At 58.8% G+C, this 25,248-nt stretch carries 21 protein-coding genes and 2 pseudogenes; 14 read left to right on the top strand and 9 right to left on the bottom strand.

The features are described from left to right. The first annotated feature begins 163 nt into the window (after positions 1-163). From SO139_RS19515 to SO139_RS19545, 7 genes are all read left to right on the top strand, one after another. Entirely contained in the window at positions 164-1,180 is a 1,017-nt protein-coding gene (locus tag SO139_RS19515; RefSeq protein WP_498540389.1) for a ribokinase, read from the top strand. A 327-nt stretch (positions 1,181-1,507) separates the two neighbouring features. Then, positions 1,508-2,338, top strand: coding sequence for a 3-methyl-2-oxobutanoate hydroxymethyltransferase (locus tag SO139_RS19520; RefSeq protein WP_498540390.1), 831 nt, complete (start codon positions 1,508-1,510; stop codon positions 2,336-2,338). Positions 2,339-2,458: 120 nt separating this feature from the next. Next, positions 2,459-3,454: a sterol desaturase family protein gene (locus SO139_RS19525; protein WP_498540391.1), complete on the top strand. Its 996-nt coding sequence runs from the start codon at positions 2,459-2,461 to the stop codon at positions 3,452-3,454. A 168-nt stretch (positions 3,455-3,622) separates the two neighbouring features. Further along, positions 3,623-3,943 (top strand): MocE family 2Fe-2S type ferredoxin, encoded by a 321-nt coding sequence (locus SO139_RS19530; protein WP_449379851.1) that lies wholly within the window; start codon positions 3,623-3,625, stop codon positions 3,941-3,943. Positions 3,944-3,959: 16 nt separating this feature from the next. Next, positions 3,960-4,835 carry a sugar phosphate isomerase/epimerase family protein gene (locus tag SO139_RS19535; RefSeq protein WP_498540392.1) on the top strand — a complete coding sequence of 292 codons (876 nt, stop codon included), beginning with the start codon at positions 3,960-3,962 and terminating at the stop codon, positions 4,833-4,835. Beyond that, complete coding sequence (locus tag SO139_RS19540; protein WP_498540393.1) at positions 4,832-6,067, top strand: NAD(P)/FAD-dependent oxidoreductase; 1,236 nt, start codon at positions 4,832-4,834, stop codon at positions 6,065-6,067. Before SO139_RS19535 ends, SO139_RS19540 begins: the two co-directional genes overlap by 4 nt. 108 nt (positions 6,068-6,175) lie before the next feature. Further along, complete coding sequence (locus SO139_RS19545; RefSeq protein WP_498540394.1) at positions 6,176-7,012, top strand: metallophosphoesterase; 837 nt, start codon at positions 6,176-6,178, stop codon at positions 7,010-7,012. Positions 7,013-7,058: 46 nt separating this feature from the next. Here SO139_RS19545 and SO139_RS19550 read toward each other — a convergent pair. Further along, positions 7,059-7,220 (bottom strand): annotated as a pseudogene (locus SO139_RS19550) (phosphoenolpyruvate synthase regulatory protein); the annotation flags it as partial. Positions 7,221-7,440: 220 nt separating this feature from the next. After that, the gene (locus SO139_RS19555) at positions 7,441-8,217 is read right to left on the bottom strand and encodes a bestrophin-like domain (protein ID WP_498540395.1); all 777 of its coding nucleotides are present in this window, start codon (positions 8,215-8,217) and stop codon (positions 7,441-7,443) included. 207 nt (positions 8,218-8,424) lie between these two features. On the opposite strand from SO139_RS19555, the pseudogene SO139_RS19560 reads away from it, so the two are divergent. Beyond that, positions 8,425-8,605: pseudogene (locus SO139_RS19560) on the top strand (IS110 family transposase); the annotation flags it as partial. Between the two features lie 878 nt (positions 8,606-9,483). Next, positions 9,484-10,476, top strand: coding sequence for a hypothetical protein (locus SO139_RS19565; RefSeq protein WP_498540396.1), 993 nt, complete (start codon positions 9,484-9,486; stop codon positions 10,474-10,476). 539 nt (positions 10,477-11,015) lie between these two features. On the opposite strand, the gene SO139_RS19570 is transcribed toward SO139_RS19565, so the two are convergent. Both SO139_RS19570 and SO139_RS19575 read right to left on the bottom strand, forming a co-directional pair. After that, positions 11,016-12,341, bottom strand: a complete 1,326-nt coding sequence (locus SO139_RS19570) for an MFS transporter (RefSeq protein WP_498540397.1) — start codon at positions 12,339-12,341, stop codon at positions 11,016-11,018. Between the two features lie 65 nt (positions 12,342-12,406). Continuing rightward, complete coding sequence (locus tag SO139_RS19575; protein ID WP_498540398.1) at positions 12,407-12,880, bottom strand: hypothetical protein; 474 nt, start codon at positions 12,878-12,880, stop codon at positions 12,407-12,409. 285 nt (positions 12,881-13,165) lie between these two features. On the opposite strand from SO139_RS19575, the gene araD1 reads away from it, so the two are divergent. The 5 genes from araD1 (at position 13,166) to SO139_RS19600 (ending at position 19,977) form a co-directional block, all read left to right on the top strand. Continuing rightward, on the top strand, positions 13,166-14,173 hold the full coding sequence (gene araD1, locus SO139_RS19580) for an AraD1 family protein (RefSeq protein ID WP_498540399.1): 1,008 nt from the start codon (positions 13,166-13,168) through the stop codon (positions 14,171-14,173). Positions 14,174-14,238: 65 nt separating this feature from the next. Further along, complete coding sequence (locus SO139_RS19585; protein WP_449379857.1) at positions 14,239-15,594, top strand: aminotransferase-like domain-containing protein; 1,356 nt, start codon at positions 14,239-14,241, stop codon at positions 15,592-15,594. 781 nt (positions 15,595-16,375) lie between these two features. After that, complete coding sequence (locus tag SO139_RS19590; RefSeq protein ID WP_498540400.1) at positions 16,376-17,578, top strand: CaiB/BaiF CoA transferase family protein; 1,203 nt, start codon at positions 16,376-16,378, stop codon at positions 17,576-17,578. A gap of 194 nt (positions 17,579-17,772) precedes the next feature. Further along, positions 17,773-18,555, top strand: coding sequence for an enoyl-CoA hydratase-related protein (locus SO139_RS19595; RefSeq protein ID WP_449379859.1), 783 nt, complete (start codon positions 17,773-17,775; stop codon positions 18,553-18,555). Positions 18,556-19,365: 810 nt separating this feature from the next. Further along, positions 19,366-19,977: a hypothetical protein gene (locus SO139_RS19600; RefSeq protein ID WP_449379860.1), complete on the top strand. Its 612-nt coding sequence runs from the start codon at positions 19,366-19,368 to the stop codon at positions 19,975-19,977. A gap of 11 nt (positions 19,978-19,988) precedes the next feature. Here SO139_RS19600 and SO139_RS19605 read toward each other — a convergent pair whose 3' ends face one another. The 5 genes from SO139_RS19605 to SO139_RS19625 form a co-directional block, all read right to left on the bottom strand. Continuing rightward, on the bottom strand, positions 19,989-21,824 hold the full coding sequence (locus SO139_RS19605) for a phosphoenolpyruvate hydrolase family protein (protein WP_498540401.1): 1,836 nt from the start codon (positions 21,822-21,824) through the stop codon (positions 19,989-19,991). Next, positions 21,802-22,914, bottom strand: coding sequence for an ABC transporter ATP-binding protein (locus SO139_RS19610; protein ID WP_449379862.1), 1,113 nt, complete (start codon positions 22,912-22,914; stop codon positions 21,802-21,804). Before SO139_RS19610 ends, SO139_RS19605 begins: the two co-directional genes overlap by 23 nt. Then, positions 22,914-23,741: an HAD-IIA family hydrolase gene (locus SO139_RS19615; RefSeq protein WP_449379863.1), complete on the bottom strand. Its 828-nt coding sequence runs from the start codon at positions 23,739-23,741 to the stop codon at positions 22,914-22,916. Before SO139_RS19615 ends, SO139_RS19610 begins: the two co-directional genes overlap by 1 nt. Beyond that, positions 23,734-24,504 (bottom strand): SDR family NAD(P)-dependent oxidoreductase, encoded by a 771-nt coding sequence (locus tag SO139_RS19620; protein WP_449379864.1) that lies wholly within the window; start codon positions 24,502-24,504, stop codon positions 23,734-23,736. The genes SO139_RS19615 and SO139_RS19620 overlap by 8 nt, the downstream gene beginning before the upstream one ends. After that, positions 24,501-25,248, bottom strand: a 748-nt coding sequence (locus SO139_RS19625) for a ribokinase (protein WP_498540402.1), incomplete at its 5' end; no start/stop codon positions are given. The genes SO139_RS19625 and SO139_RS19620, both read right to left, overlap by 4 nt.

Here is a 25,248-nt window from a genome sequence, read left to right on the forward strand (position 1 = left end):
CGAATTCCACGCCTACGCTCGCAGATAACGACTAACAATCAAACTCGCCGATCGGCATCCAGGATGCACGTTTTGTATTCCTGAGTAATTGCTGCGAGGATTCAGGGGGAGCCGGTACCGATACTCACCGCCCGCGAACTGCGCCAACACACGCCGAGCAAGGATGTTCTTCTCTTCCGCTGCCGATATCGTGAAGGCAATCGACACCATCGCGCTGGCTTCAGGCACATTCAGGGAGGAATTGATGAGTAAACCGAGAATCACCGTGGTCGGCAGCTTCGCAGTGGGACTTACCATTCGCGCTCCGAACATCCCGGTCTTCGGCGTCACGATGTTAGGCAGCAGTTTCGATATGGGGCCTGGGGGCAAGGGGTCGAATCAAGCGGTTGCGACTGCGCGACTAGGCGCGGATTCGTCGCTAGTAGCCATCATCGGGAAAGACAAGTTCGCCGATATCGCGGCCGACCTCTACAAGGCCGAAGGCGTTGGCACCACGCATGTCAACCAAATCGCCGAAAGTCCGACGGCGGTGGGCTTCATCATTCTCAACGAGCGTGGTGAGAACTTTATCATCATGGACTATGGCGCCACCAACGCCATGGATGCAGCTTTTGTGGATCGTGCCGAGGGCCGTATTCGGGAAAGCGACCTCGTCATGGCAGTCCTCGAACCTCCTGTCGAGGTAGCAATGCGAGCCATGGAGCTAGGCCGCAAGCACGGCAAAACGACTATCCTCAATCCGGCCCCCGCCGTGCCGCTTCCGGATGAGATCTTCCCGTTGGTCGATTACCTGACGCCGAACGAAAGTGAACTTCGTATTCTGCTCGGTCTGCGGCCGGACGATCCGCGGCCCTCACGCGAGCTCGTGGAGATACTGCGCAAACGCGGCGCCGCCAACGTGATTGTAACGCTTGGCGACCGCGGCGTGCTCGTCGTCACCGACGCGATCGACGCAGCCATCCCGGCTGCCGAGGTCAATGTAGTTGACACGACGGGCGCAGGCGACGCGTTTAATTCCGGCTTCGCCGTGGCTCTGGCCGAAGGCCACGATGTGATCGAGGCCGCGCGCTTCGGGGTCTGCTGCGGTGCCCTGGTCTGCACGAAGCTCGGGGTCATTCCTGGCATGGCAACGCGCAGAGCAGCCGACGAGATGTATCGTAAATTCTCCGCCTTGAGTTGAAGGAAAGCAGGATGGACCTAAACCACAAATCTTCCGGATGTCGAGTTGCCCGGGCCAACGTTAAGAGGAATCGCAGCGAGGTGAGGATCGTCTGTAAGCCAGAATGCCAAAACCTGCCGAACTGCTATTCGCCTGATCTTGCCATCGCTGCAGGGCGTCCCGCACATCGAACCATGTGCGTGGTCGCCACCGGCGGCTCGGCGAGTTTTTGGGGCACTCGGCCGAAGGACGATACGTCGCTGCCTGGTAGCAAGTCTTCCGTCCGGAATTCTTTGACCAGCGGGCGCGTTGGAACTTTGGCACGAAGCTAGAGAGCTGAATTGCAAGATGCCCCGGATTTACGATTGGGCCGCACGCGAAGCCCAGCGCACAGTGACGGTGGCCGACCTGCGCGGCGCCAAAGACTCCGGCAGGCGCTACACTCAAGTCACCGCTGAGACGGCGGACGAGGCAGCAGCTGCGGAACAATCTGGTATCGAGATGCTGGTCACCCGCGCCCGCAACGTGGAAGCCGTTCGCAAGGGCTCGAAGCAGCTTTTCGTCACGGCGGCGCTCGGCTTTGCCGATGCCGCAACCCAGGACGATATCCTACGCACCGCATTAAAGGCGTTGACCGACGGCGCAGACGCCGTGATCACAGCGCGCGGCATGGCGACCGTCGCTGTGCTCGCGGCCGAAGATATTCCGGTCGTTGGTCATCTGGGGCTAGTTCCGAGGAAATCGACCTGGGTTGGAAAGCTTCGTGCGTTCGGCAAGAAAGCAGATGAAGCTTTGGAGTTGTTCCATCGCTTCCGCCGTCTAGAAGAGGCCGGCGCGTTTGCCGTCGAATGCGAGGTCATTCCGGCCAGAGTCATGGCAGAGATCCGCCGGCGGAGCCGGCTGGTCACGATTTCGCTTGGCTCCGGACCTGATGCAGAGGTGATCTTTCTCTTCACCGCAGACATATGTGGCGAGGAAGGCCGGCGTCCCCGGCACGCTCGGACCTATGGAAACCTGCAGGCCATACAAGAACGCCTCAAACAAGAGCGTGTGAAAGCTCTTAGTGCGTTCCGCGCCGACGTCAATGCGAATGCGTTTCCGGGACCGCAGGAATCCGCGCAGATCGACGACGATGAATTCGCAGCATTCTTGTCAGCGCTGGAGCAAGGAGGTTTTTGATCCTCGTTGGCACGCTGGGGCAGCGATATCAGACGAAATTACGATTTGTCGGTACTTGAAGAATTTCGCCCAGGTAGGCGAGCATCTCACGTCAAAAAATCCGGCGGAGCGGAGGCAAATATGGATGACATCTTATACGGTACGCGCGACAAACGCGGTAATTGGACGCCGAACAAGAGGCCGGAACGCGCGCCGATTTTTGTCTGGCCGGTGCAGCCGAAGAAAATTCTTCGTTGGTTGCCGGGGTATCTCTTGCCTTGGAATACCCTCTATTTCGCGATCTCGCTCGTATCGTGGATCTATCTGACACCGGCGCTTGATACAATGCGGGAATTCCACACTGAATGGCTTTCGCTCATCCTTCTGCGCAATGCCGGGCTAACGGTCCTTGTCTATGGCGCCTTCCACTTCATCCTTTATGTCCAACGACGTCAACAAACGAACTTCAAATATAACGCAAAGTGGCCCGACACCGACAACACTACCTTCCTGTTCGGAAGCCAGACAGCTGAAAACGTATTTTGGACTATGTGTAGCGGCGTGCCGGTATGGACCGCATACGAGACCCTTACCTGGTGGATGTACGCTAACGGCTATTTGCCGTACGTCGATTTCGGAACACACCCCGCGTACTGCGCTGCCCTTGTGTTGGTGATGCCGGCCTGGCGCGAGCTGCACTTCTATCTCATTCACCGGCTCATTCATATGGGACCGCTGTTCCACATCGTACATAAGGTACACCACAAGAACGTTAACCCGGGACCTTGGTCCGGCCTGTCAGCATCTACACTCGAGCACATCTGCTATTTTACGGGCGTGCTGATCCATTTCGTCCTGCCCTCCCATCCGGTGCATGCAATGTTTCAGCTCATGCACGCGGGGTTGTCGCCTGCGAAGTCTCACACCGGTTTCGACCGGGTGGTCATGGACGATGCAAAAGCCATCAGCACAGACAACTTTTATCACTACCTGCATCACAAGTATTTTGAAGTGAATTATGGAGAGCGGCGCATCCCGCTCGACGAGTGGTTCGGCACAGCTCACGACGGTTCTTCCGAAGCCGACGAGAGGATGTATAAGCGCATAAAGGCCAAGAAGTGGGCGCGCGGCAATTAGTCCTGAAATTGGTAAGGCAGATCGGACGGTCTTTCCGACTCTTCTGATGGACGATGGCTACATACTGCAACTTCCCTTCCACCCACCAGCAACATTGGCGCCGCCGGCCCGCGGATCTTGCCACGGCATCGGCGCAGTTGCTGCGAGTTTGACTCAGAGGAGATGTAAATGACTAGTCAGGATGAATGGGTAGCGGCTTGCGCCACTGACGCATTGATGCCCGAAGAGACCGTTCGCCTCGATCACGGCGGCCGTACGTTTGCAATTGTTCGCTCTCCGGAGGGAGACTACTTCGCGATTGACGGCCATTGCTCTCACGAGAAAGTCCATCTTGCGGACGGCATTGTCGATGGGGGAATCATTGAGTGCCCGAAGCACTTCGGGACGTTCGATTACCGCACCGGCGAGTCGCGCGCATTGCCTGCATGTGTTGACCTGCGCAGTTACGAGGTGAAGGTCGAGAACGGTACCGTCTTCATCAAGCTCTGAAGTCAAAAGCACGACGATGTCGAAGCAGAGCTTGCTTATACTACAGTCCCTGTGGGCGATGGAACGACGCCAACCCGATGGGGTCGAGCGTTCTATCGACCATAACATAGCGATGATCCAGGAAGCGGGCTTCGACGGCATCAGCACCTCCTGCGCCGATCCTGCACGTGTCGCCCTCATTGCGCGCGCTTCGGCCGGCTCAGGACTGGCAGTCGAGGGTATGTGCTTCCCGCAGACGACCGATCACTTGAAAGCGGCCATTGACCTTGCTCACCACCTCGACGCCCTGCATCTCAACGTCCAGCCTCACATCCGCCCGCGCCGTGTCGTCGACTGTATCCCCCTGCTGGAGGGCTGGATCAGGGTGGCGCAAGAGGCGGGCATGGCGATCTACTTCGAGACGCATCGCAACAGAATGACGACGGATCCCCTCTTCACACTCGACCTGATGGACCAGGTTCCCGGGATGCGCATGCTTGCCGATCTCTCGCACATCTTGCTAGGGCGCGAATTCTGGTATCCGATCTCGGACGAAGACGAAGCACTGGTGCGGCAGGTACTCGATCGTACCTGGGCTTTTCATGGCCGTGTGGCGTCTCGCGAGCAAATTCAGGTCGAGGTCACTTTCCCCCAGCACAAAATCTGGCTGGATCTGTTTCTTGGTTGGTGGAAATACGGCTTCAACAGTTGGCGAAGGCGCGCCGGCGCGGGTGCCCGTCTCACTTTTACCTGCGAACTTGGCCCGCAACCCTATGCCATTAGCGATCGCCATGGCAACGACACCACTGATCGTTGGGAGGAGGCTCTCTTACTCAAATCCCTGGTGCGCGGCCTGTTCGAGAGCGCGGCAAACGATGCACAGCCTGCGCTCGGAAATGGTTCAGCTGCTTGAGCGACCAGTCCACAATGGTGATCGTTGGGGCGGGCGAAGCTGGTACGGCCGCTGCCGTCGCCCTGCGCGAAGGCGGCTGGGGAGGAATCGTGGCCTTAATCGGCAACGAAGCTATGCTTCCGTATGAGCGTCCGCCTCTATCCAAGGCGATCCTGACCGACGAGATGACCCCTGGAGCCAAGCCGATTGTGACGGCAGAACGCCTCGCTAAGTTGGAGATCGATTATCTCCAGGGAAACGAAGTGGTTGCGATTGATCGCGCGGCTAATGTGGTCACGCTCTCAAGCGGGTCAAGGATGGCGTATCACCGGCTCCTCCTAGCCATGGGAGCTCGACCTCGGAGTCTGAGTGTTCCGATCGCTGAAGGAACGAGGGTCGCGACGCTGCGGACGTATGAGGATGCCACTCGCATCCGCAACACTATTGGCCAAGGACGCAAGGTCGTTGTGATCGGCGGCGGCTTTATCGGGCTCGAGGTTGCCGCGAGCGCGGTCTTAAGAGGGGCTTCGGTGGTCGTACTCGAGGCAGGATCGCGGTTACTCATGCGGGCAGTACCACCTCCTATGGAAAAACTAATCAGGGCCAAGCACGAACGCTCCGGGGTGCGCATTGAGACAGGCGCAAACGTTGAGCGGGTCGACTTCAGTGAAGGGCACTCCAGCGTGGTGCTAACCGGTGGTCGCTCACACGGGGCCGACCTGGTGATCGTTGGGGTCGGTGCGACGCCGAATGTCGAACTTGCGCAAGCGGCAGGACTGGTTGTCGACAACGGCATCGTTCTGGACGACACGCTGGCGACTTCGGATCCGCACATCTTCGCGGCGGGGGACTGCTGTTCGTTTCCGCATCGCCTCTATCAAAAGCGGGTCAGGCTGGAGGCCTGGCGCAACGCACAGCGACAAGGTGTGGTGGCGGCAGCGAACATGCTGGGCGAGAACCGTCCTTTCGACGACGTTCCCTGGTTTTGGTCGGATCAATACGACGAGATATTGCAAATCGTCGGCCTGTGCCCAGACGGAGAAATCCCCGTAGTCAGGAACCTCGGCACGAGGGGCCAGCTCCTGTTTTACCTCGCCGCCGACGGCCGTCTGGTGGCCGCATGCGGATTTGGGAACCTGGGCACGGTAGCGAGAGAAGTGCGTTTTGCCGAGATGATGATAAGCCGCGGACTTAGCCCCAAGGCAGAGGCTCTCGCAGACCCCGCGATGAATATGAAACATCTACTGGTTTAGTCAATTCGGCATTGCGGAACGCTCGTTCATCACCTGCCGCCGCTACGACCGCGAGACCAACGCCTTCGGAGGTCGACCCCGCCTCCCTCCGGACCGAGGAGTAGCACCGTGCGCCTTTGGGTCATGTCCGATCTGCACATCGAACTCACCCGCGGCTGGGACCTGCCGTCCGGCAGCGCGCGCCCCGCCTTCGACGTCATGGTAGTCGCCGGCGACCTGGTACCGAGGGCCGAGCGCGGCGTCCGCTGGCTGTTGGATCGCGTGCCTGATCGGCCGGTGATCTACATCATGGGCAATCACGAAGCCTACGGGACCGACATCGACCGCACGCTCGAGAAGGCCAAGGCAGCGGCTGCCGGCACGAATGTGCATGTCCTGCAGGACGAGACCATCCGCAACGGCGACGTGACGTTCGCCGGCGCGACGCTCTGGACCGACTTCGCGCTTTTCGGCGACGCGCATCGCGGAATGGCAGTCGCCGCCGATCACATGAATGACTTCAAGAAAATCCGGGTCGGCCACTACGTAGAGCGCTTTCGGCCCCCGCACGCGCTCGCCAGGCACCGGCGTTCGCTGGCGTTCTTGGAAGCCGAGATGCGCAAGCCTCGCGACGAGAAAAAGTTGGTGATCGCCACGCACCACGCGCCGGTGCCGGCTCCCGCGGATCTCCACGATCCAGACCTCCGACCCACGCTCGAAGAGTTTTTGATGGTCGCTTATCGCAGCGATCTGAGGTCGTTGATGAGTCCTGAGTCGACAACAGAGGACAAGAACGAGCTGCGGCCAGCAGATCTATGGCTGTACGGGCACACCCATGAATCCTTCGACGCCGTGATCGGCAAAACCCGCGTCCTCAGCAATCCCAAAGGCTACGGCCCATGGCCCGGCCAGCACCGGACCTGTGACAACCCGAATTTCAACGAGAAGCTCATCATCGAGATCTGAAAGGGGCCGACCATGAACGACGCCGACTGTCAGAAGCACGCCGGCTGGCACCGACGCGACCCGTCGTTGCGGCGCCAAGATAGGCCTCGAACAACTGCATCACCGGGCCGATGATCGACAGGCTCGGAACGTCGATCTCTTTGCACTTGTCCTCGAGCTGGGAGACCAGGCCCTTCTCCCGCAGCGTGAACAGTTCGATCCCCGGCGCGCAGGCTCACCACCAATGGTCGGGTCCCCTAAGCCACGGGATCGGCGTCCAAAATTTGAATGCAAAGACATTTGGAGGTCGGCGTCTGTGGCACTCACGCAATCATCTGAGTCGGATAGGTGCATTGCTAGAGAAGGGAACATGCTCAAGCGCAGGTGCTGAGAGCGGGGAGCAAGAAATCTCCCAGCTGCGTCCACGCGGGAATGGTTTGCATGATGCATCATTCCGCTGGGATCTTGGCGACCTCTGCCAGAGGCCCCGGTTCTACTCGGATATCACCGGAAAAAGGACGCTCTTGGAGACCAATGAGTCCCAGCGCCATCACGACGGCGATTGAGAACACGCTGAGCGCCGCAATTTGCGCACCGGGCTTCTTCAGGTGCACCAACCCGATTGATATCTGTGTCACCACGCCAAGGATCAGGACGAGAATCCATTTGGCATCGAACGTGCGGTCGGAGGCCAACGCGAGTCGTTCGGAACGCGCGCTGCCCGCTCTGACTGCGGCATTTAGCAAGGCAGTCTGCACCGCCCCGCCCGCTGTTTGAGCGATCCGCGGATCGCTCACCTCTCGCAGCAAGGCGTCGTAGGCGGACTTAACCGAATTGGCCGCCTGATCCTGCGCCATCGCCGGCCACTCGTCGTCCACGAGGGCGGCGACGTATTTTGCCAGTACTGAGCGGACGCCGCGCATGTCCGAGGCGGACGCGATACTAACAGCATAGATGTTGCGCAGTTCCGCCGCCTCTGACTGTACCGCGCGGGTCGCTTGGCGGTTGCGATCGGTTATATCGTTGGCCAGAAATCCGGTCAGGAACGCAAACAAAACTCCGACCGTGCCGAAAAACGGAGCGACCACGCCTTCTATGCGGCGCACCGGCACGACCGTTGCGGGGCTGAAACTCGCGATCACAATGACAGCGCCAGTCGTCGCGTAAAAGGCGAAGAGGACTGCGAACAATTCAAATATTGGAAAGTCTAGCCAAGCTTTGATCATTAGGTTAGCCGATCCCCTGTTACAAGGCGGCGAACCCGACTAGAACATATGAGCATTGGGCCCCAAATAATATGTTGGTAGTGGAATCACAACCCTGGCCACGACAGAATGGTTCAGGGATTCGTTCATTCTGGCAGAATGTTTTCCATGGCTTTTGAAGGGCCGACTCTGGGCACGCCAGATCACTGGGCGCCTGGTCCGCATGTGCCAGCCTACGTAAAGCCTTATGTCAGCCGAGCAAGTCGGATGCCGCGGATGCAGAAGCGATTTGTGAGGCGATCCCTGCAATGCGGTTCCTACCGGCGAAGTCTGCCGAACAACAAGCCGCCGGCATGATTTGCGGACGCGGGAAATATTGATCAGGCAGCGTAGCAGCCTGACAATGCCGTGCACGTCTGCATGGCCGAATTGGGAATGGTGGCGAACGCTGGCTTGGTGAGCACAGCCGAGCTGCTGCCAACTCTTCGGGACGAAAACGACGACAGAATCCCTGATGCTGCCCGCTTTGTCCTGATCCAGCTCCCTGTCGCACCTCGACGGACGATTCGATCTCGACGTGGTGCCGAAGACCGGGTCCGCGACCTCGACGACGAGGACCTACGGGCCAAACCGCGCAGATCCAACTGCTCGCCTGCGCAGCCTCAGTACGCTCTCAGACGAAGCGCCGATCGAGGCCGATTACTCGATATGGTCCGCAGCGACCTCGACTCCTCGCCGGCGGTGATGTCGCTCGCGTGCTCCGATCGGCAAGCAAATGGCTTGCCTGCAAAAGACCATGATCAACGAATGCGGGTTCCTCGATCTTCTTGTGTCGGCAGCGAAGACCAGAAGCCCCTGGCCGAGTGGATCGAGGCCTTATCGCGCGACCCCGATCACGACTGCGTGTCTGCGGCGCTTCGAGATCACGAGTAGGAGGATCTCGAAAACTTCTTCCCGTGGATGACGAAGGACAGTCTTGACGCCCCTGGGGTACCTTTTTGACGCAATACGAGATTGCTACACCTATAGACTAACTCAATTTGCTATTGATATATCTCAATCGTCGTGAGATTCTGACTTGATCGCCAGCTTCGAGCAGCTGTTTCTGAATTTTCATGGGGAGTGTTGATGAGGACTGACTGGGAAGAACCGATCGCACGTATGGTAGGGCGTATCGAAGATACGGCTCGGCAGGTAGGGGACGCCTATCCACATTGGGCGAACCCGGAAAGCGGCACTTGGACTACAACTGCGAATGGGGATTGGACCGGCGGATATTGGTTGGGGATGCTTTGGCTTGCCTCTCGCGGGAATGGCGGCGAGCGCTTCAGGATTCTCGCGGAGCAAGGTTGCGCGCGCCTTGCGCCGCGCGTTACGGCCGACACCGCGTTCAAGGCCGCGACCTTCTATTACGGGGCTGGACTCGGCTCGCTGCTCGCCGGCAGCGAGCACGCCCGGGCGCTCGGCCTCGCAGCGGCGCGAGACCTCAAGCAGCGGTATAATCCGAAGCTAGGCCTGGTACCCCTCGGCGCGAATGCAGAGGAGGGCTCGGACGTAGGAGCGACTGCAAGCAGTGTCGATAGCTTGGTCGTCTCGCTGTTGCTGTTTTGGGCGGCTCGAACCGCCAATGACCGAGAAATGCGTGAGGTCGCCGCCAATCATACCGACAAGGTGCTGGGACTTCATCAGCGCGAGGACGGCTCATTCGTGCAGTCCTCATCGCTTGATCCCGCGACTGGAGAGATCTTACGGCGCTACACGCACAAAGGCTACAGCGAGAGCAGCGTCTGGGCGAGAGCACAGGCGTGGGGGGTCGTTTGCTCGACGATGAGTTACTTGTCCGGCGGCCCAGAAGAGCGGTGGCTTCAGGCCGCCATGAAGGGGGCCGACTGGTGGATCGCCCATGTGCCAGCTGACCGCGTGTCATACTGGGATTTTGACGATCCGCAAGCCCCCAACGTTGAGCGAGACACTGCCGCTACCGCCTTCATGGCGTCGGCTTTTCTAAAGTTGAGTTCGATTGCGCCCTCTGAAAGCAAGCGGCAACTATATCGGCAAGCCGGAGAACGGACCGCTTTGGCGCTCGTCGAACGTCATCTCACTCCGGTCGACAAGAACGATAAACGTTTGCCTGGCATGCTGGTCGAAGGATGTTTCAACAAGCGCGAGGATTCTCGCGCCGAGGACTACGTCAGCAATGCGGAACTCATCTTCGGTAGTTACTATTTGTTCGAGGCGCTCCATTTGCTTACTGGCAGATTGCCGCCTGCGGACATCTAGAACAGCACCCGCCGCGGGCCGGAGATCGCAATTATTGAGTGCGGGTGTGAGCGCCACGCTATAGAGGCAAAGCCGGGTCATCATATGGGCTCAACTCATCGCGCGGGCGATGGGGCCATTTTCCACCGCCGGATACATGTCGGCGGTGGAAATATGCGGCAGCGACCCGCGCTGCTGCCACAAATCGGAGAGTCTCAGCGCTTTTGGATTGTCGGCCGATTGATCGCGGTCCTCGGTTCTGGCACCCGGTATTGCAGCCAAAAGTCGAGTTGTCGCGGTCTATTTTGACGGGATTCGACGAGCAGACATCGAGCTTGGCTGGTTTGGCTCGAATGATCGCGAGCAAAAAGGAGGAGGATCTATTTCGGAGTATTAAGATTAGATGCCGTTATGCAAGGCGCCAGAACCTGGAGTGAGGACGATTCCGAGCCATTGGACTCGTTGCGGATGTCTCAACGGCGCGGCGCGCCGCCCTCCCCAGAACGGAGTGGGCGGCACTGACACGGCGGTATCCCTGGGAGTTAGGCGGGCAGACTGAGCTAGTCGCCTATGTAGACGCAGCCTCTCTTCTTGGCGATCTGATAGACGACCACACTCAAGAGCGCGATGAACGATCCGTAGATAGGGAACATCCAAGTCAGATTCTCGCGCTGCAACCATACGAGGAGATACGGCGTGGTACCGCCGAACAACGTGGCTCCGATTGCATAGCCGAGCGCGACGCCGGTAGTTCGCACGGTGCGCGGCATTAATGTTGTGGCTATGAAGTTGTACAGCGCCATGTTGCAGCCCACCATGGCTCCCCCGAGCAGCATAACAATTGAGTAGGTCAAAAGGCTCTGTTGCGAATAGAGCAATGTCAGGAAGAACGATGGGATGAGTAGCAGACGTATCATTATGAATGCGCGCGATGGCCGCACCTTGTCTGCAAAGGCGCCTATGGACGGTGAGAATATCATCCAGGAAAATCCCATAAGGGTCAGGATGCCGTACACCCAGGTGCTATTCTCCTTAAACACCCCATTGGCGATGTTGGGCAGACCGAAATTATATGTGTAGTTCGCAAGCTGCACGGAACCGACCACCAAAATAGCAGCGAGAAGCGACAACCGAACGCTCCAGAGCGTCTTCCATACGCCGCCGGTCGTTTCCTGAATGCGCGACATCTCATCCGCGCGGTGCATCGCGCGAGCGATCAAGGTTTCCGGGATGGCTTGGCGAAGAAAGATGATAAGCAAACCAAGCACGCCACCAACCGCAAACGGCACACGCCAGGCCCACTCGCGCATGACCTCAGGAGCAACGGAAGCACTCACCAAAAATGCGACCAGGCTGGCTCCGATTGAGCCCAGCATGACGAATGTACCATTGATCAAACCAAGGTACCGGCCCTCCTCTCCTGGCGGTGCCAACTCGATCGCGATCGCGTTAGCGACCCCCGCCTCAGCGCCCGTGGCAAGACCTTGCGCGAGCCGAAGAAGAACCAGCACGACGGTGGCCAGGGTCCCGACGTCCTTGTGAGCCGGCAAGACCGAGATCAGCAGCGAGGACAACGCCATTACCGTAACCGCGATCATCATGACGCGTTTGTGGCTGATGCGATCTGCAATTGGACCGAGCAAAGCCGCTCCCAACGGCCGTGCCACAAAACCCGCTCCGAACACCGCCAGTCCACCGAGCAGAGAGACGATTGGGTCATTGGAGGGAAAGAAGTGCGGCGAAAGAAACGCCGCCATGAAACCGTAGACTTGCCAGTCGTACCACTCAAGCGCGACGCCTCCGCCGAGGCCAATTGTCATTGACCTCGATGTAACTTGCTTGTCGGGGTGAACGAGTGCGATGGAGGGTTGTGCAGTTGTTTGCATGTGTCTGCTTCCGCTCGTTGCTGCAAATTCTTTAGGATTTCGGGGCGCGCGAGAGCGCGGGTCACTCATTGGCCGTAGCGAGCCCAGAGCAATACGTGTGAATTCAGAAGACCCGCGAAGTTGAGCAAGCCCAGGGAGATTTCGGGCGACACCGGTGCGAACGGATGCCTAAGCGACCGCAGGCGGCGGCTCCGCCTTTCTTCATCAAGATATTTCAAGTAGCGGTTCGCGCATGCGAGCTGACGTCGAAGCCCGTTCGATCGAATCCCTCTGCTCCCTTGCGCAATCGCGGGCGCCGATACCATCGCTGCGACCGTCGAGCCGACCGGATAGAGGGATTGAATGCGAAATTTGCTGCCACTCAGCGTCATCTTGTAGGCCGCGAGGGTCTTCACGACAGACCAAGGCGAGCCGAGCGAGCGCGGGAAATTTGATTGGAGACGCCACGTCACGACGGGAGCGCTGACGCGTACTGCAGGCGCCACGAGGGCGTCAACTGCCTCAGACGCGAATCCAGCAAGAACCTTGCGGCGATCCATTTCATCCCCGGAACATGGGCTGCATCTTTGTGCAGCATCTCAATTATCTACGAAGAACAACATAGCGCTGCCGCAATGTCAATAATGATGCATTTCATTTTCGTATTAGGCCATCTCAATTCGCTAAGCATACTGAAGGGTGCTGTAAGTTCACGCAGGCCACAGCCCTAAATACCAGCAACTTCTGTGGAATTCTCGAGAATTGACCTGCGTCTGGCTACAGATTGACCTATCCCATTTGGGATGACAATCTGACTTGCCGCGATTGGCGCGGCTCGCTCTGAAATGGAATTGAACCCCGTGCGACTGATCCAATTTGTATCTGCCGACGGTTGCCGCCATGTTGCAGCTCTCGCAGCCGGCAATTCGGACCCCGTTTTAGTGAAGAACGCGGCTAGCGTGCGCGACTTGGCGTTAGAGGCCGCACGCCTGCGACTTTCGCTCGCCGAGTGCATCGAGACCCATGGTTTCGGGGAGCAGGTCGACTACGATGCGATCGTCAGCGAGAAGCGGCTGCTGCTGCCTCTCGATCACCCGGACCCCTCCCGGTGCATGATCGCCGTCACGGGCCTTACGCATCTCGGTAGCGCCGAGTCGCGAGACGCCATGCATGCGAAGTTGGCCGCAGCCGACCTGTCGGATTCGATGCGGATGTTCAAGCTCGGTGTGGACGGCGGAAAGCCGCCGCCCGGAGCGCTCGGTGTCCAGCCGGAATGGGCCTATAAAGGCGACGGCTCCTGGGCGGTCGCCCCCGAACAACCGCTCACATTACCTTCCTACGCTGAAGATGGGGGCGACGAAGCCGAAGTTGTCGGACTCTATGTGATCGGCGAACAAGGTGAGGTCCTACGGGTGGGCTTCAGCCTTGGCAATGAGTATTCAGATCACGTGATGGAGCAGAGGAATTACTTGTACCTCGCTCATTCAAAGCTGCGGCAGTGCTCCTACGGCCCTGAGCTGCTCATGGGCGATCTTCCGGACGAAGTCTTTGGAACGATCCGCGTTCTGAGGGCCAGATCGCCTATTTGGTCCGGGAATTTTATTTCCGGCGAGAGCAACATGTCTCACTCCATCGCCAACCTCGAGCACCATCACTTCAAGTACCGCGCTTTTCGGCGTCCCGGGGACATCCACATCTATTTTTTCGGAGCAAGCAATTTAAGCTTTTCGGCCGGCGTCCGGCTACAGGGCGGCGACACGTTCGAAATCGAGTCTCCGACCTTCGGGCGGCCGCTGCGCAACCCCCTCGCTGCGGATGCGCAACAGGAAATCGTCAGGGTGCTGCCATTGTAAGTTGGAATCAGCTACGCCAAAGATTGGCATAGCGATCTATGGGCAATTTGAGATAAGCAATTAAAATGCAAAAATGGCATCCTCACCTGCGGGCGGGCAACGCTCCGCTCTTTCTCCGGCTACTCGAAGCTGTCGAGCGGGACATCGCAGCAGGAGTTCTTGCCGCCGGAACGAGGCTACCGACCCAGCGTGATTTGGCTGAAGATATTGGCCTCAGTGTCGGCACGGTGATCAAGGCCTATGCGGAGGGTCAGCGGCGAGGGCTGCTTGTCGGACACGTTGGTCGGGGGACGTTTGTCGCATCACAGCGCCCAAGCTCTGCGGCTGGAGGGAAGGTCGTTGATCTAAGCCTCAACATTCCGGGCCCATCATTACTGCCCAAGGTGCTCGCCGAGAGCTCATCAACGTTCCCGACGGCCGATATTTCCGATTACGTGGGATACCTGTCCCACTCGGGTGTTTCAGAACACCGGGAGCAACTCGCCAACCTATTTCGCGAAACAGGTTTCGATGCCAATCCGAACAACCTTGTCATTACCAACGGAGCACAGCACGGGATATCGCTGACACTCAGTTCGATCTGCCAGCCTGGGGACAAAGTCTTTGTCGAAGCCGGCACCTATCATGGTATGAAGTCGTTCGCGCATTTCGCAAAGCTCGAGCTTATTGGACTGCCGATGGACGGTGAAGGATTGCTTCCCGGGCCTTTCGACAAAGCGGCCGCTAGCGGGACAGCGCGGGTGCTTTTCGCCATTCCCACCATACAGAGCCCGACGGCGAGGATCATGAGTGCGGCGCGCCGCCGCGAGATCGTGCGGATCGCACGGAAGCGCGACATCCTGATCATTGAAGATGACGCCTATGGGTTTCTTGACGAGGCGAGCGAGCCACTCGCCTCGTTGGCGCCGGAGCGAACCTTCTATGTCAACACCCTATCGAAGTGCTTGGCCCCGGGTTTGCGTATCGGCATGCTCGTCGTACCCGAGCCGTACCTTGCGCAGATTCATCAAGCGATGCGCGCAACCTGCTGGATGGCCTCGCCAATCTCGTCCTTCATTGTGTCGGAATGGATCCGGACCGGAACGGCCGCCCGTGTGAAGCAGTCTCTGGTCCAGGAGGCGAAGAAGCGCGTGAAGCTCGCCTCCCAAATACTCAGGCCGCACATACGTCCAGACCACCCGGCAAGCTTTCATGTCTGGCTGGACCTGCCAAGCGACACTGCACAGCAGGTGGCAGCCCGTTCATTGCAGCGCGGCGTTATTACAACGCCTCCTTCGGCTCTCCTGGTTGAGCCCTCCTTGATCTCGGGGCTGAGGATCTCGATCGGCGTTCCCGAAAACATCGAAGATCTCGAATGGGCGCTCCGTCAGGTCGCAGCCGCATTAGAGGTCGGAAACGAAGCAAGTATGTCAATCATCTGAGTTGTGCGAAGGGACTTACCTCGCGCGCTCTCAACGAGACGCCACTGAGGCCCGGTGTGCCGCTTTGTTCGTTCCAGATCCGAAGGGTCTCTGGATCACGTTTAAACGCATGCCGCTCGATTCAATTTCGCCACGTCGGTCAATCGAATCTTGTTCGAGGCACGGCCTGGACATCAATCCTCAAATTTCGATCGGGATAGTTGCCGGTGGACCTGGACAAAGATGATTGAGCGGAACGCGAAGCATCGTAGCGCTTGCAGCGGCATCAGAAAGACGGCGAAGAGCAGACTCAACGTCGCCACGCCGAATACCCTGAAGGTCAGCCAGCTAGTCGGCTTCGTTTCCTCGCCCTCCTCGCTTATGCGAAAACACCCAGACGCCGTGACGCTGAAAGAGGTCTCAGAGGATTCACAACGACCAATGGCGACGGTGAACGCGATATTTATCCCGGCCAAGAGCCTAGTGCTCAGCTGGCTCTAGCATCCGTTATTCGAAAAACTTTCGCCCCCGAGCGCCGTCCCGCTCTGATCGGTTGCACGCCCCCGGCCCTCTCCGGCGGCCACAGCTAACTTCCGCTTAGCTGCTCAATGTCGCAAATCGCCGCTCCAAACTTCGATGATCAAGCTGCCTCCGCCTCAGGTGCCCATCGCAAGAACGCGCTATTGGGATATATCAATCTGATATTGAGATAGCATAATGTTGACGTAGGCTAAGGGCCGAGATAGCGTTTGGGCCAAGTCAAATGGGAGCGGGCTCTCCTACAGCGTGAGAAAGGCCTGACGTGATCGATCAATCTACTGCCTCCGACAGCGGGGGCGCCCTTCACGGCCTGGTGGTCCTGGAAGTCGGCATGGTCATGCAGGTGCCGCTTGCCGGACAGGTGTTGGGGGATCTCGGCGCAGACGTCATCAAGATCGAGCGACCGCAGGGTGACATCACACGCGGTCTCGATTTTGAAGCCACCCGCCTTGGCGGGATGAGTGCCTATTACGCGGCGATGGGCAGGAACAAGAGAACGCTCGCCCTGGATTTGAAGAACCCCGCCGCTTTGGAGATCCTCCTGACGCTGGTCGGTCGCGCCGATGTGTTAATGCATAATTTCCGGCCCGGCGTCATGGAACGGCTGGGTCTTGGTTATGGCGATCTCAGCGCGCGCAATCCTCGTCTTATCTATGCCGCAGGCTTCGGTTTCGGGGAAGCTGGTCCTCTTGCAGATCGGCCAGGTCAGGACATGCTAGCGCAGGCGTTTAGCGGCCTGGCACGGGGCGGACTGCAAGAGCGCCAGCCTCCGCAGCTGACCAACTCTCCTATTGTCGATTATGGCGCGGCCATGTCGCTCGTCCAAGGCATCCTCGCGGCCGTGATCGAGCGGCAGAAATCAGGCCGCGGACAAATGGTGTCGACGTCTTTGTTCGACGTTTCACTTGCGATGCAGCTGTGCGAGATCGCCAGTGAGAGCATCTATGGCGTGAAAACCAACTGGATACGCCAGGCGATGCTCGTCAGGACTGCTGACGGCTGGGTTGCCGTCGTGATGCTATTTCGCGACAATCCTCTTGGTTTGTTATGCCAGGCGCTCAACCTACCGGACATAAGTGCGCGTCCCGAACTCGCCACGCGTGAAAAGCAGATCGAAAATCTGGCCACGATCCAACATCATTGTGAGCCCGCCTTTGCGCACTTGACGACTGAGGAAGTGCTCGCACGCTTAGCAGCCGTAGACCTGCTTTGCTCACCTGTGAATGAAATTCCGGAGGCGATCAGCCATCCTCAGGCAAGTCAGAACGGCATCATGTGGCAGGTCGAAGTGCCCGGGCGCGGACCGGTGCCGCTCGCCGGGCTGCCGGTCCGACTCTCCCGAACCCCTCCGGCCGTGCGCATTCACCCGGCGACTGTTGGCGCGGCCACCAACGAGGTTCTGTCGTCCTTTGGCTTCTCGGAGCACGCGATCCAGGAGGCAAGAAGCAGAAAGGCTTTCGGCTAGGTCCGCCAAAAACTTTGATCGATGCCCACCTACGTCGTCCGTAGTCGAGAGGACACGCCGGCCTTGTCCTGATTGCTCGGGAGCATGGATGAAATCGAGAGGCGCTCTGGGTCCCCGGGGCTGGGGGCAAGTCACGCTATCCAAGCTAAGGTCAAGTTCTGGGTTTTCTCCCAGCTATTCTGGAGATTTCTTTCGTGATTCCAAAATCCGAACTTGTACTGTGCACCTCCCCGCTCGCGCACGTCCGTCTCTTGGCGATGAACAGGCGGGCGAAGCGAAACGCACTCAGCAATGAGCTGATCGCGGCGCTCGCGTCGGCCTTGCGGGAAGCCATTTCAGATGAGGACGTCCGCTGCATCGTCCTTTGCGGGACCGACGCGTACTTTTCTGCCGGCGCGGATATCAAGGAAATGCAGCTGCGTGGCTTCGAGGCCATTAACAATCCTGTCCGGCGCAACGATTGGCGCGACATCACGAACTGTCAGAAGCCGATTGTTGCTGCCGTAGAAGGGGTGTGCTTTGGAGGTGGTCACGAACTTGCGATGCTCGCCGATATCGTCGTCGCAGGCGAAGGCGCGCTCTTTGGGCAACCTGAAATCAACATCGGAGTTCTGCCCGGTGACGGCGGGACCCAACGGTTGACGCGTGTGGCGGGCAAGTCCCTGGCGATGCTGATGATCCTTAGCGGCCAGTCTATTTCGGCTCGTACAGCGTTGCAGGCGGGGTTAATCGCCGAAGTCGTCGAAACCGGTCATGCACAGGCGCGAGCCCTCGAAATCGCGGACATGATCGCTCACAAGCCGCCTCGTTCGGCGGAGCTTGCCAAGGCTGCAGTTTTAGCCGCCTTTCAAATGCCCCTCGATGCCGGCGTCGAATTCGAACGTCAAGCGATCCGGGTTGCTTTCACCACCTCTGATCAGCAGGAGGGAATGAACGCCTTCTTTGAGAAGCGGCCACCAAAGTACCAAGGCAGATAAGATCCTTTGCGTGATTCTGGCCTTGCGACGAGCAGGACCAGAAGCGAGCCGCGTGGAGAGCACCTCGTTCCTTGTGGGTGCCGAGTTTCGACAAGCTGCGATAGATGAGACGGGTCGTCGTTGCCCCCTCGTGCCGTGGCGACAGCTAGTCGAAGCCTTCGTCGCGCCCTGCCCCCCCTTGAGAAATCTCGAGCGGCACCGGCGATCGAGTCCGGGCGTCTGCGGAGGGATGCACGGCGAAAGCCACAAACGCAAGGGCGTAAGATGCCTGCGACGTCCTTGTAACGCTCGCGCGCGGTCGCGCTGCCAACGAAGCTCCCGGACGGCTAAAAAGATGCCGCTGCCGGAGCTTCTCCAACAGCGGCTCAAGTCAAGGGAGGAGGCAGACAACCGGTCTGCCAGCGGGCACGTTTGGCGCTGCGAAGCGCGCCGCAGGCCTTTGACCCGGTTTGTCTACGTTGGGCTCTTCCCAGAACAGCGCCGGAAAGCGGTATCTCGGCCTGGGGCAGATGAGGAAAAGGCTTCGTTCCGGCGGATTGCCTGTCACGAGCTATCGGACTGAAACATGCTGTGCGCGATCCCCTGCCCCGCGCTTAGCCCCGAGCCCTCAGTGGCATCGCAATACACAATTGAGCTATTCAAAGTTAGCAACGGCTTCAACAAGCTTCTCATCCTGGACCTCTGCCCCAGTGCACCCAGTCAATAGAATCCTTCTCCGCAGAACGCTCTGAATACCAGGTGATCTAGACCGGGCTGAAACCGCGTATAAGATCGGTGCAACGTCCAAACGGGTAATATTGGGTAGAAGCCGTGAAAGCGCCCCCTATTGGCAAAGTTGCGACCCGCCTGTCGGCCGCACCAAAACGCGCGACCGTGGAAATCTATGCACCGTCTTTGCGAAGCCTTCCGCAAGGCTCCATGCTCGTCATGGCCACCTTGCCCGTCATTGACTGGAATGACTGCCTTTTTCGAGACTTGCGCGCACTGCGGAGGACATACGCTCCTGTCTATGCGGCAATCATCATGATCGATCCCTTCGCGTGCTGGGAGGATGTTGCCGAGTTGTTGAACGAAGCCGGGATGACGGGGGTGATAAACTTCCCACCTGCATCCCTTCTTGAGCGGTCGACCGACGGCGTGCCGGTTGACACCGGACAGGAGCTCGAACTTCGGCGAATGGAATGGTTTGCGAGCCTGGGATTCAAGATCTTGTTCGCCGCCGGCAACGATTCTCAGATCACAACGGCAGAGAGGCAACTTGGCTCGCATCTCGACGGCATCATCTATTTACCGGAGGAAGCTCTCAACCTGACGATTGACGAAGAGATGGAGCTGGCAAGCCTTAGTCCGCGGAAATCGACAGTCCCCACGTTCGCGCTCGTCGACGGGTCGAGCTCGAAGCGCAAAGTGCAAAAAACCTAAGCGCCACGAGGTTATTCCAGGATCCGCAGCTTCTTCATCTTATTGTACAGGGTTTTTCTTGAAAGCCCGAGAGACCTGGCTGTCTTTCCGCGGTGAAGCTTGTTTCGTTTCAACCCTTCGATGATCCATTCGCGCTCAGAGAATGCCGATGTGGGCTTAGCGGGGGACGCTGCGTTCAACAAGGGTTTGAGCACCTCTGCGCTTATATGCGTGTCTTTCAGAGCGACAAGTTGGTTGACGATCTGGCGCAATTCCCTCAAGTTTCCGGGCCAATGATGGTCCGCTAGCGCCAAGAATGCAGACTTTTCTATTGCCAGCGTTTGCGCGTTCGCGTCTCCCTTGGCCTCAACCGTGAAATGCTGAATGAGTTGCGGAAGGTCCTCCAGCCGGTTTGATAGCGCGGGTAGCCCTATATCGAGCCCAACAAAGAAGGCAAGGAGGCGGGGACATAGAACACTTTCCAAACCGGCTGCCCGAGCCACTGTGGCGGTTGCGATGATCCGGGCGTTTGACCTTGCAGCGGATACGCCGTTCAGCGGCGTGAAGCTTCCCGTCTCGAGATAGTCGGCGAGCCGCTCTTGCCCATCCTTCGGGAGCTGATCGACATGCATCAGCAAGAGCGAAGAATCGCTTGCGGCTTCCAGGAGCGATAGTTGGCGTCTCCTGTTCTCGTCGCCCTCGGCGCCGAAGAGCGTGCCGACCATATCGATGGCCGGACCGGGGCGGCAATGAAACAGCGCCGGCTTCGTGTGCTTCCGATCGCTAAAGGCATGAACGAGGCTGGCTATTCGTCGTTTGCCTGACCCCGCCTCGCCCCAAACGAGCACGGGATTGGGATTGCTGGCCAAGCGCCTTGCAGTCTCGAGCACGCGTTTCATGATTGAGGACTGCGCGATGACGCCGTGCCTGAATCCGCTCAATTGAAGCTGGCGCTCAAGGAGATCGACCTTTTCCCGTAGTAAGTGAATGGTCTTAAAGCCCGACGTCACCTCAAGGACCGACATTTCAAGCGGGACGCGGTCGAGCGACGAGCCGCCGATGAAGCCTTGGACGCCCGTTTCGCGGCAGATATCCAAAAGTTCGTCGGGCTTGGTTATTGGCCCACCACCAAGCAGGCAAATCACGTTTCTGTCGATGGACTGAGCCGCACGCGCAACAGCGCTCGTTCGCGCGGCAAGCTCCGACAGACTGATCAGGGGCTCGGACCCGCTTTCCACGCCGCGGTTGAGATTGAAGTTGATGCAGATAGCTCCAGTGCCGGCGTCAACCATTCGTTTTACTTCGGATTGGGTCCGCGTATAGCCAATCGTCATCAGGCCGCGTTCTGAGGCCTTCACCAGGAACGCAATTTCTCGCGCATAGCCAAGACCGGATTTTTCAAGCAGTGACCTTCTGTAGTCATCAATGTGGATGATGGAAGGGAAGTTGGTGACTCCGGAAAAGCCCCACCTGATGATGCGATCGAGAAAGCGGTCGATATCGAGCTGCGGGTTGAAGGTACAGGCCCCGAAAAAGACCGGCAATTTTGTCGAGGGTAGGATTTCGGTACGGCCGAAGCCAGCCACGAATTCATTGGTATCGCGAATTGGAAGAATTGATGCAGGCGAGAAGCCACCCATAGCGCGAAAACGGCCAGCATTAAGAGCAAGCACGAAATCCGCGCCCGCGCGTTCGGCAGCGCGCGCAGTCATGCCCGATCCGATTGCCGCGCCAAGCACAAACGAACGGGAGTTTCGGAAGAACTGCCTGATCCCGCCGCTTTTTACGTAGTCCGCCCGCATGTGCATACCGGCCCCCACCTCCTGCACGGCAGGCTTTCGAAAACTAGCTCCAATTTGCCGGCGCATGCAAGCGTCGGAGTGCTTTTCCGTTCGTCATGAAGAGATGGCAGTCCGCTGGCGAAGCCGCAAGACGAACCTTGCCAACCCCATTCGGCGGCTCGGGCTTCGGCGCCTTTGCAACCACGGCTGCCTTGCCAGCACTTCCGTAGATGTAGGTGACACTTCCAAGATGCTCTACGAGATCGACGTCGAGCTCAATTGCGACCTCCCTCTCCTCCGCCGCGAATGGAGAGAAATCGTCCGGACGAATTCCGAGCGTGATCGGTTTTCCGACGAGCAACTGATCCGGTTGGACGGGGACGGAGACCGTGGCGCCTGCATCGAGCTTGACGTCCATGCCCGCCTTGTGAGCTGCCTCGATGTGGCCGTCGAGAAAATTCATCTTGGGCGAGCCAATAAATCCGGCCACAAACCGGGATGCCGGGTTGTGATAGACATCGTGCGGGGTGCCCACTTGCTCGATATTGCCATCCTTGAGCACCACGATCTTGTCGGCCATGGTCATGGCCTCGACCTGGTCGTGCGTCACATAGATCATGGTGTTTCCAAGCTGCTTGTGGAGCTTGGCGATCTGGACCCGCATCTGCACCCGCAATTCCGTATCCAGGTTTGAAAGAGGTTCATCGAACAGGAACACCTTGGGTTCGCGCACAATGGCGCGCCCAATCGCCACGCGCTGCCGCTGTCCGCCAGAGAGCTGCCGAGGCTTGCGATCCAACAGATGATCGATTTGCAACAGCGATGCCGTCTCAGCGACCCTGCTATCGATCCCGGCTCTCGCCACTTTGGCCATACGCAGAGGGAAGGCCAGATTCTCACGCACGGTCATGTGCGGATAAAGCGCATAGCTCTGAAACACCATGCCGAGGTTACGGTCGGCCGCATCAACGTCGTTGACGACCTCGTTATCAATCAAGAGCCGCCCGCCGCTGATGCGCTCCAGCCCTCCGATCATCCGCAGCAGCGTCGACTTGCCCGACCCCGATGGTCCGACAAACACGACGAATTCGCCATGATCGATGGTCAGGTCGATATTTTGCAATATCTGGATGGTCCCGTAGGCTTTATTGACCCCTTCCAAACGGACGTCAGCCATCAGGCTCTCCTCTGTCGCGGGCTTCCTGCCGGCGCCGGCCTCACCTCAATCTCCGCAAGGCAAGAAACGATGAAATCGGGCGGCGCCAGGAACGCATCCTCCCGGGGCGGCACCCCGGTCGTGACCAGCACGGTCGGAAGGCCCGCGCGCCTGCCTGCCTGAATATCGGTCGGAATCTGGTCACCGATCATCAATGTGGTATTGCGCGGGGTTCCAAGACGCGAAAGTGCTGTCTCGATCATATGCGGCTCGGGCTTGCCGACGATGACAGGCTCAACTTTCGTAACTGCGGCCACCGCGGTGATCATAGCTCCTGCCCCCGGCTCGAATCCGTCTGAGGTCGGCAAGAGCAGATCGGGATTTGTTCCAATGAACTCCGCTCCGTTCAGGATCGCCTCCACCGCAATCCGCAGCTTCTCATGTGTGATCTGGCGGTCCAGCCCCATGACCACCGCTTCCGCCGCTCGATCGGTGACCTCGAGCCCCACATCTCTGACAGCCTTGACGAGCGATGGCGCGCCGATGACGAATACCCGGTTGAGGTCCCGGTATTTCGCGCGGACGAGCTCGGCCGCAGTGATGGCGCTGGTAACGACGTCCTTGGGTGCAATAACAAGCCCGAAGCCGGCCAGTTTGCGGACGACATCTTCCGGCGTGTGGGTCGAATTGTTCGTGACAAAGCAGAATGGCAATCCGGCCGCCTGCCACTGTCCAAATGCCTGGATAGCATCGGCTATCGCAGCGTTCCCGCGATAAACGACCCCATCGAGATCCGAAATGATCGCTTCGACTGGCGGCCAGTCGATCTTAGAGCTACTGCTAGCCATTCATCAGCATCCCGCCGTTCACGTGAACGATCTGCCCGGTCATGTAGGAGGCCGCCGGACTCGCAAGGAAGACGGCAAGTCCAGCAATATCCTCCGGGACCCCCAGCCGTCCCAAGGGGATCCGGCCACTGTGGCGCGCTTCGGTTTCCTCTCGCGGACGCCCATGCATTGGCGTATCGATAATTCCCGGCGCAATTGCGTTCACATTGATTTTAAGGGGCGCGCATTCATAGGCGAGTAGTTTGGTCACGTCGTGGACGATCGCCTTCGACAAGCAATAATCTGCGCCGCCGGCCTGGTAGTTGAACACTGCCCCCTGCGAGGACAGTGAGGAGCCGACGTTGATGATGCGGCCGCCCCTGGCTTTCATGAAGCGGTCGATCGCCAGTTTTGAGCAGCGCAAAACAGCGACCGAGTTGACCTGGATAGTTCGCTCGATTTTCTCTGCATTGCCGTTCAGGAGCGGCTGGGCAGATTTGATACCGGCATTGTTCACCAGCACATCGAGTCGGCCAAAGCGTCTGGCAACCTCATCGAGAACCCTGGCGATATCGTCCTCACGCGAGACATCCATGGCCATCGGCAATGCGCCGTTGCCATAGGGCAAGCTTGCCAAAATGTCTTCGAGATTGTCCAGGTTAGCATCGGCGGCAAGGACGTTCGCCCCTCCCGCCCTAAATGCATTTACAATGGCCGAGCCGATGCCGCCCCCGGCCCCGGTGACGAGGACCGTTCTATCGGAAACTGAGAACCGTGTGGTCATTCCAACTCCAAGATCGTTTGGGATTTCAGAAACTCGTCAACCGCCTCTGCATTGGGCATGGAGTTTTGAGCGCCGCGCCGTGTCACACACAGGGCGGCGACAGCCAGCGCCTTCCTTACGGCTTCCCTTAGAGGCAACCGCTGGGCCAGTGATGCGGCGAATGCTCCGTTAAAGGCGTCTCCGGCCGCCGTTGTGTCGACGACCTTGACGGGAAAAGCCTGCAGAGCAAAAGAGCGCGTCGCGTCGGCATAATAGGCGCCCTGCGCCCCCAGAGTGATCAGCGCGGCGCTTGGCCCGAGATCAAGAAGCCGCAAAGCCGCGTATGCGGCACTGTCGAAGTCGTCGACCTCGATGCCCGTCAGTTCAAAAGCCTCCGTCTGGTTTGGTGTGACGAAATCGACGCTTCTCCACGCCGCCGATGAAAGCCCTGGCCTTACTGGCGCCGGGTTAAAGATGAGCTCGAAGCCTTTATCGCGCTTCAGCTCGAAGAGCCGGTTGAGCGCCGCGATCGGCATACCCATTTCGGCAACAACAATCGCATCGAGCTCGATGAATTCGGCCGCGCTCTCCACCATCTCCGGCCCCACGTTCAGATTGGCGCCAGGGTCTATGACGATCATGTTGGAGCCGTCATCACCGACCAGAACGAGGGCCGAACCGGAGACTTCTCCAGGACAGATCTTGATCGCGTCCGGGCGAACGCCAGCCTCACCCAATGACTGCAAGAGGGAATGACCGGCATCA

It is taken from the genome of Bradyrhizobium sp. UFLA05-89, assembly GCF_059803475.1.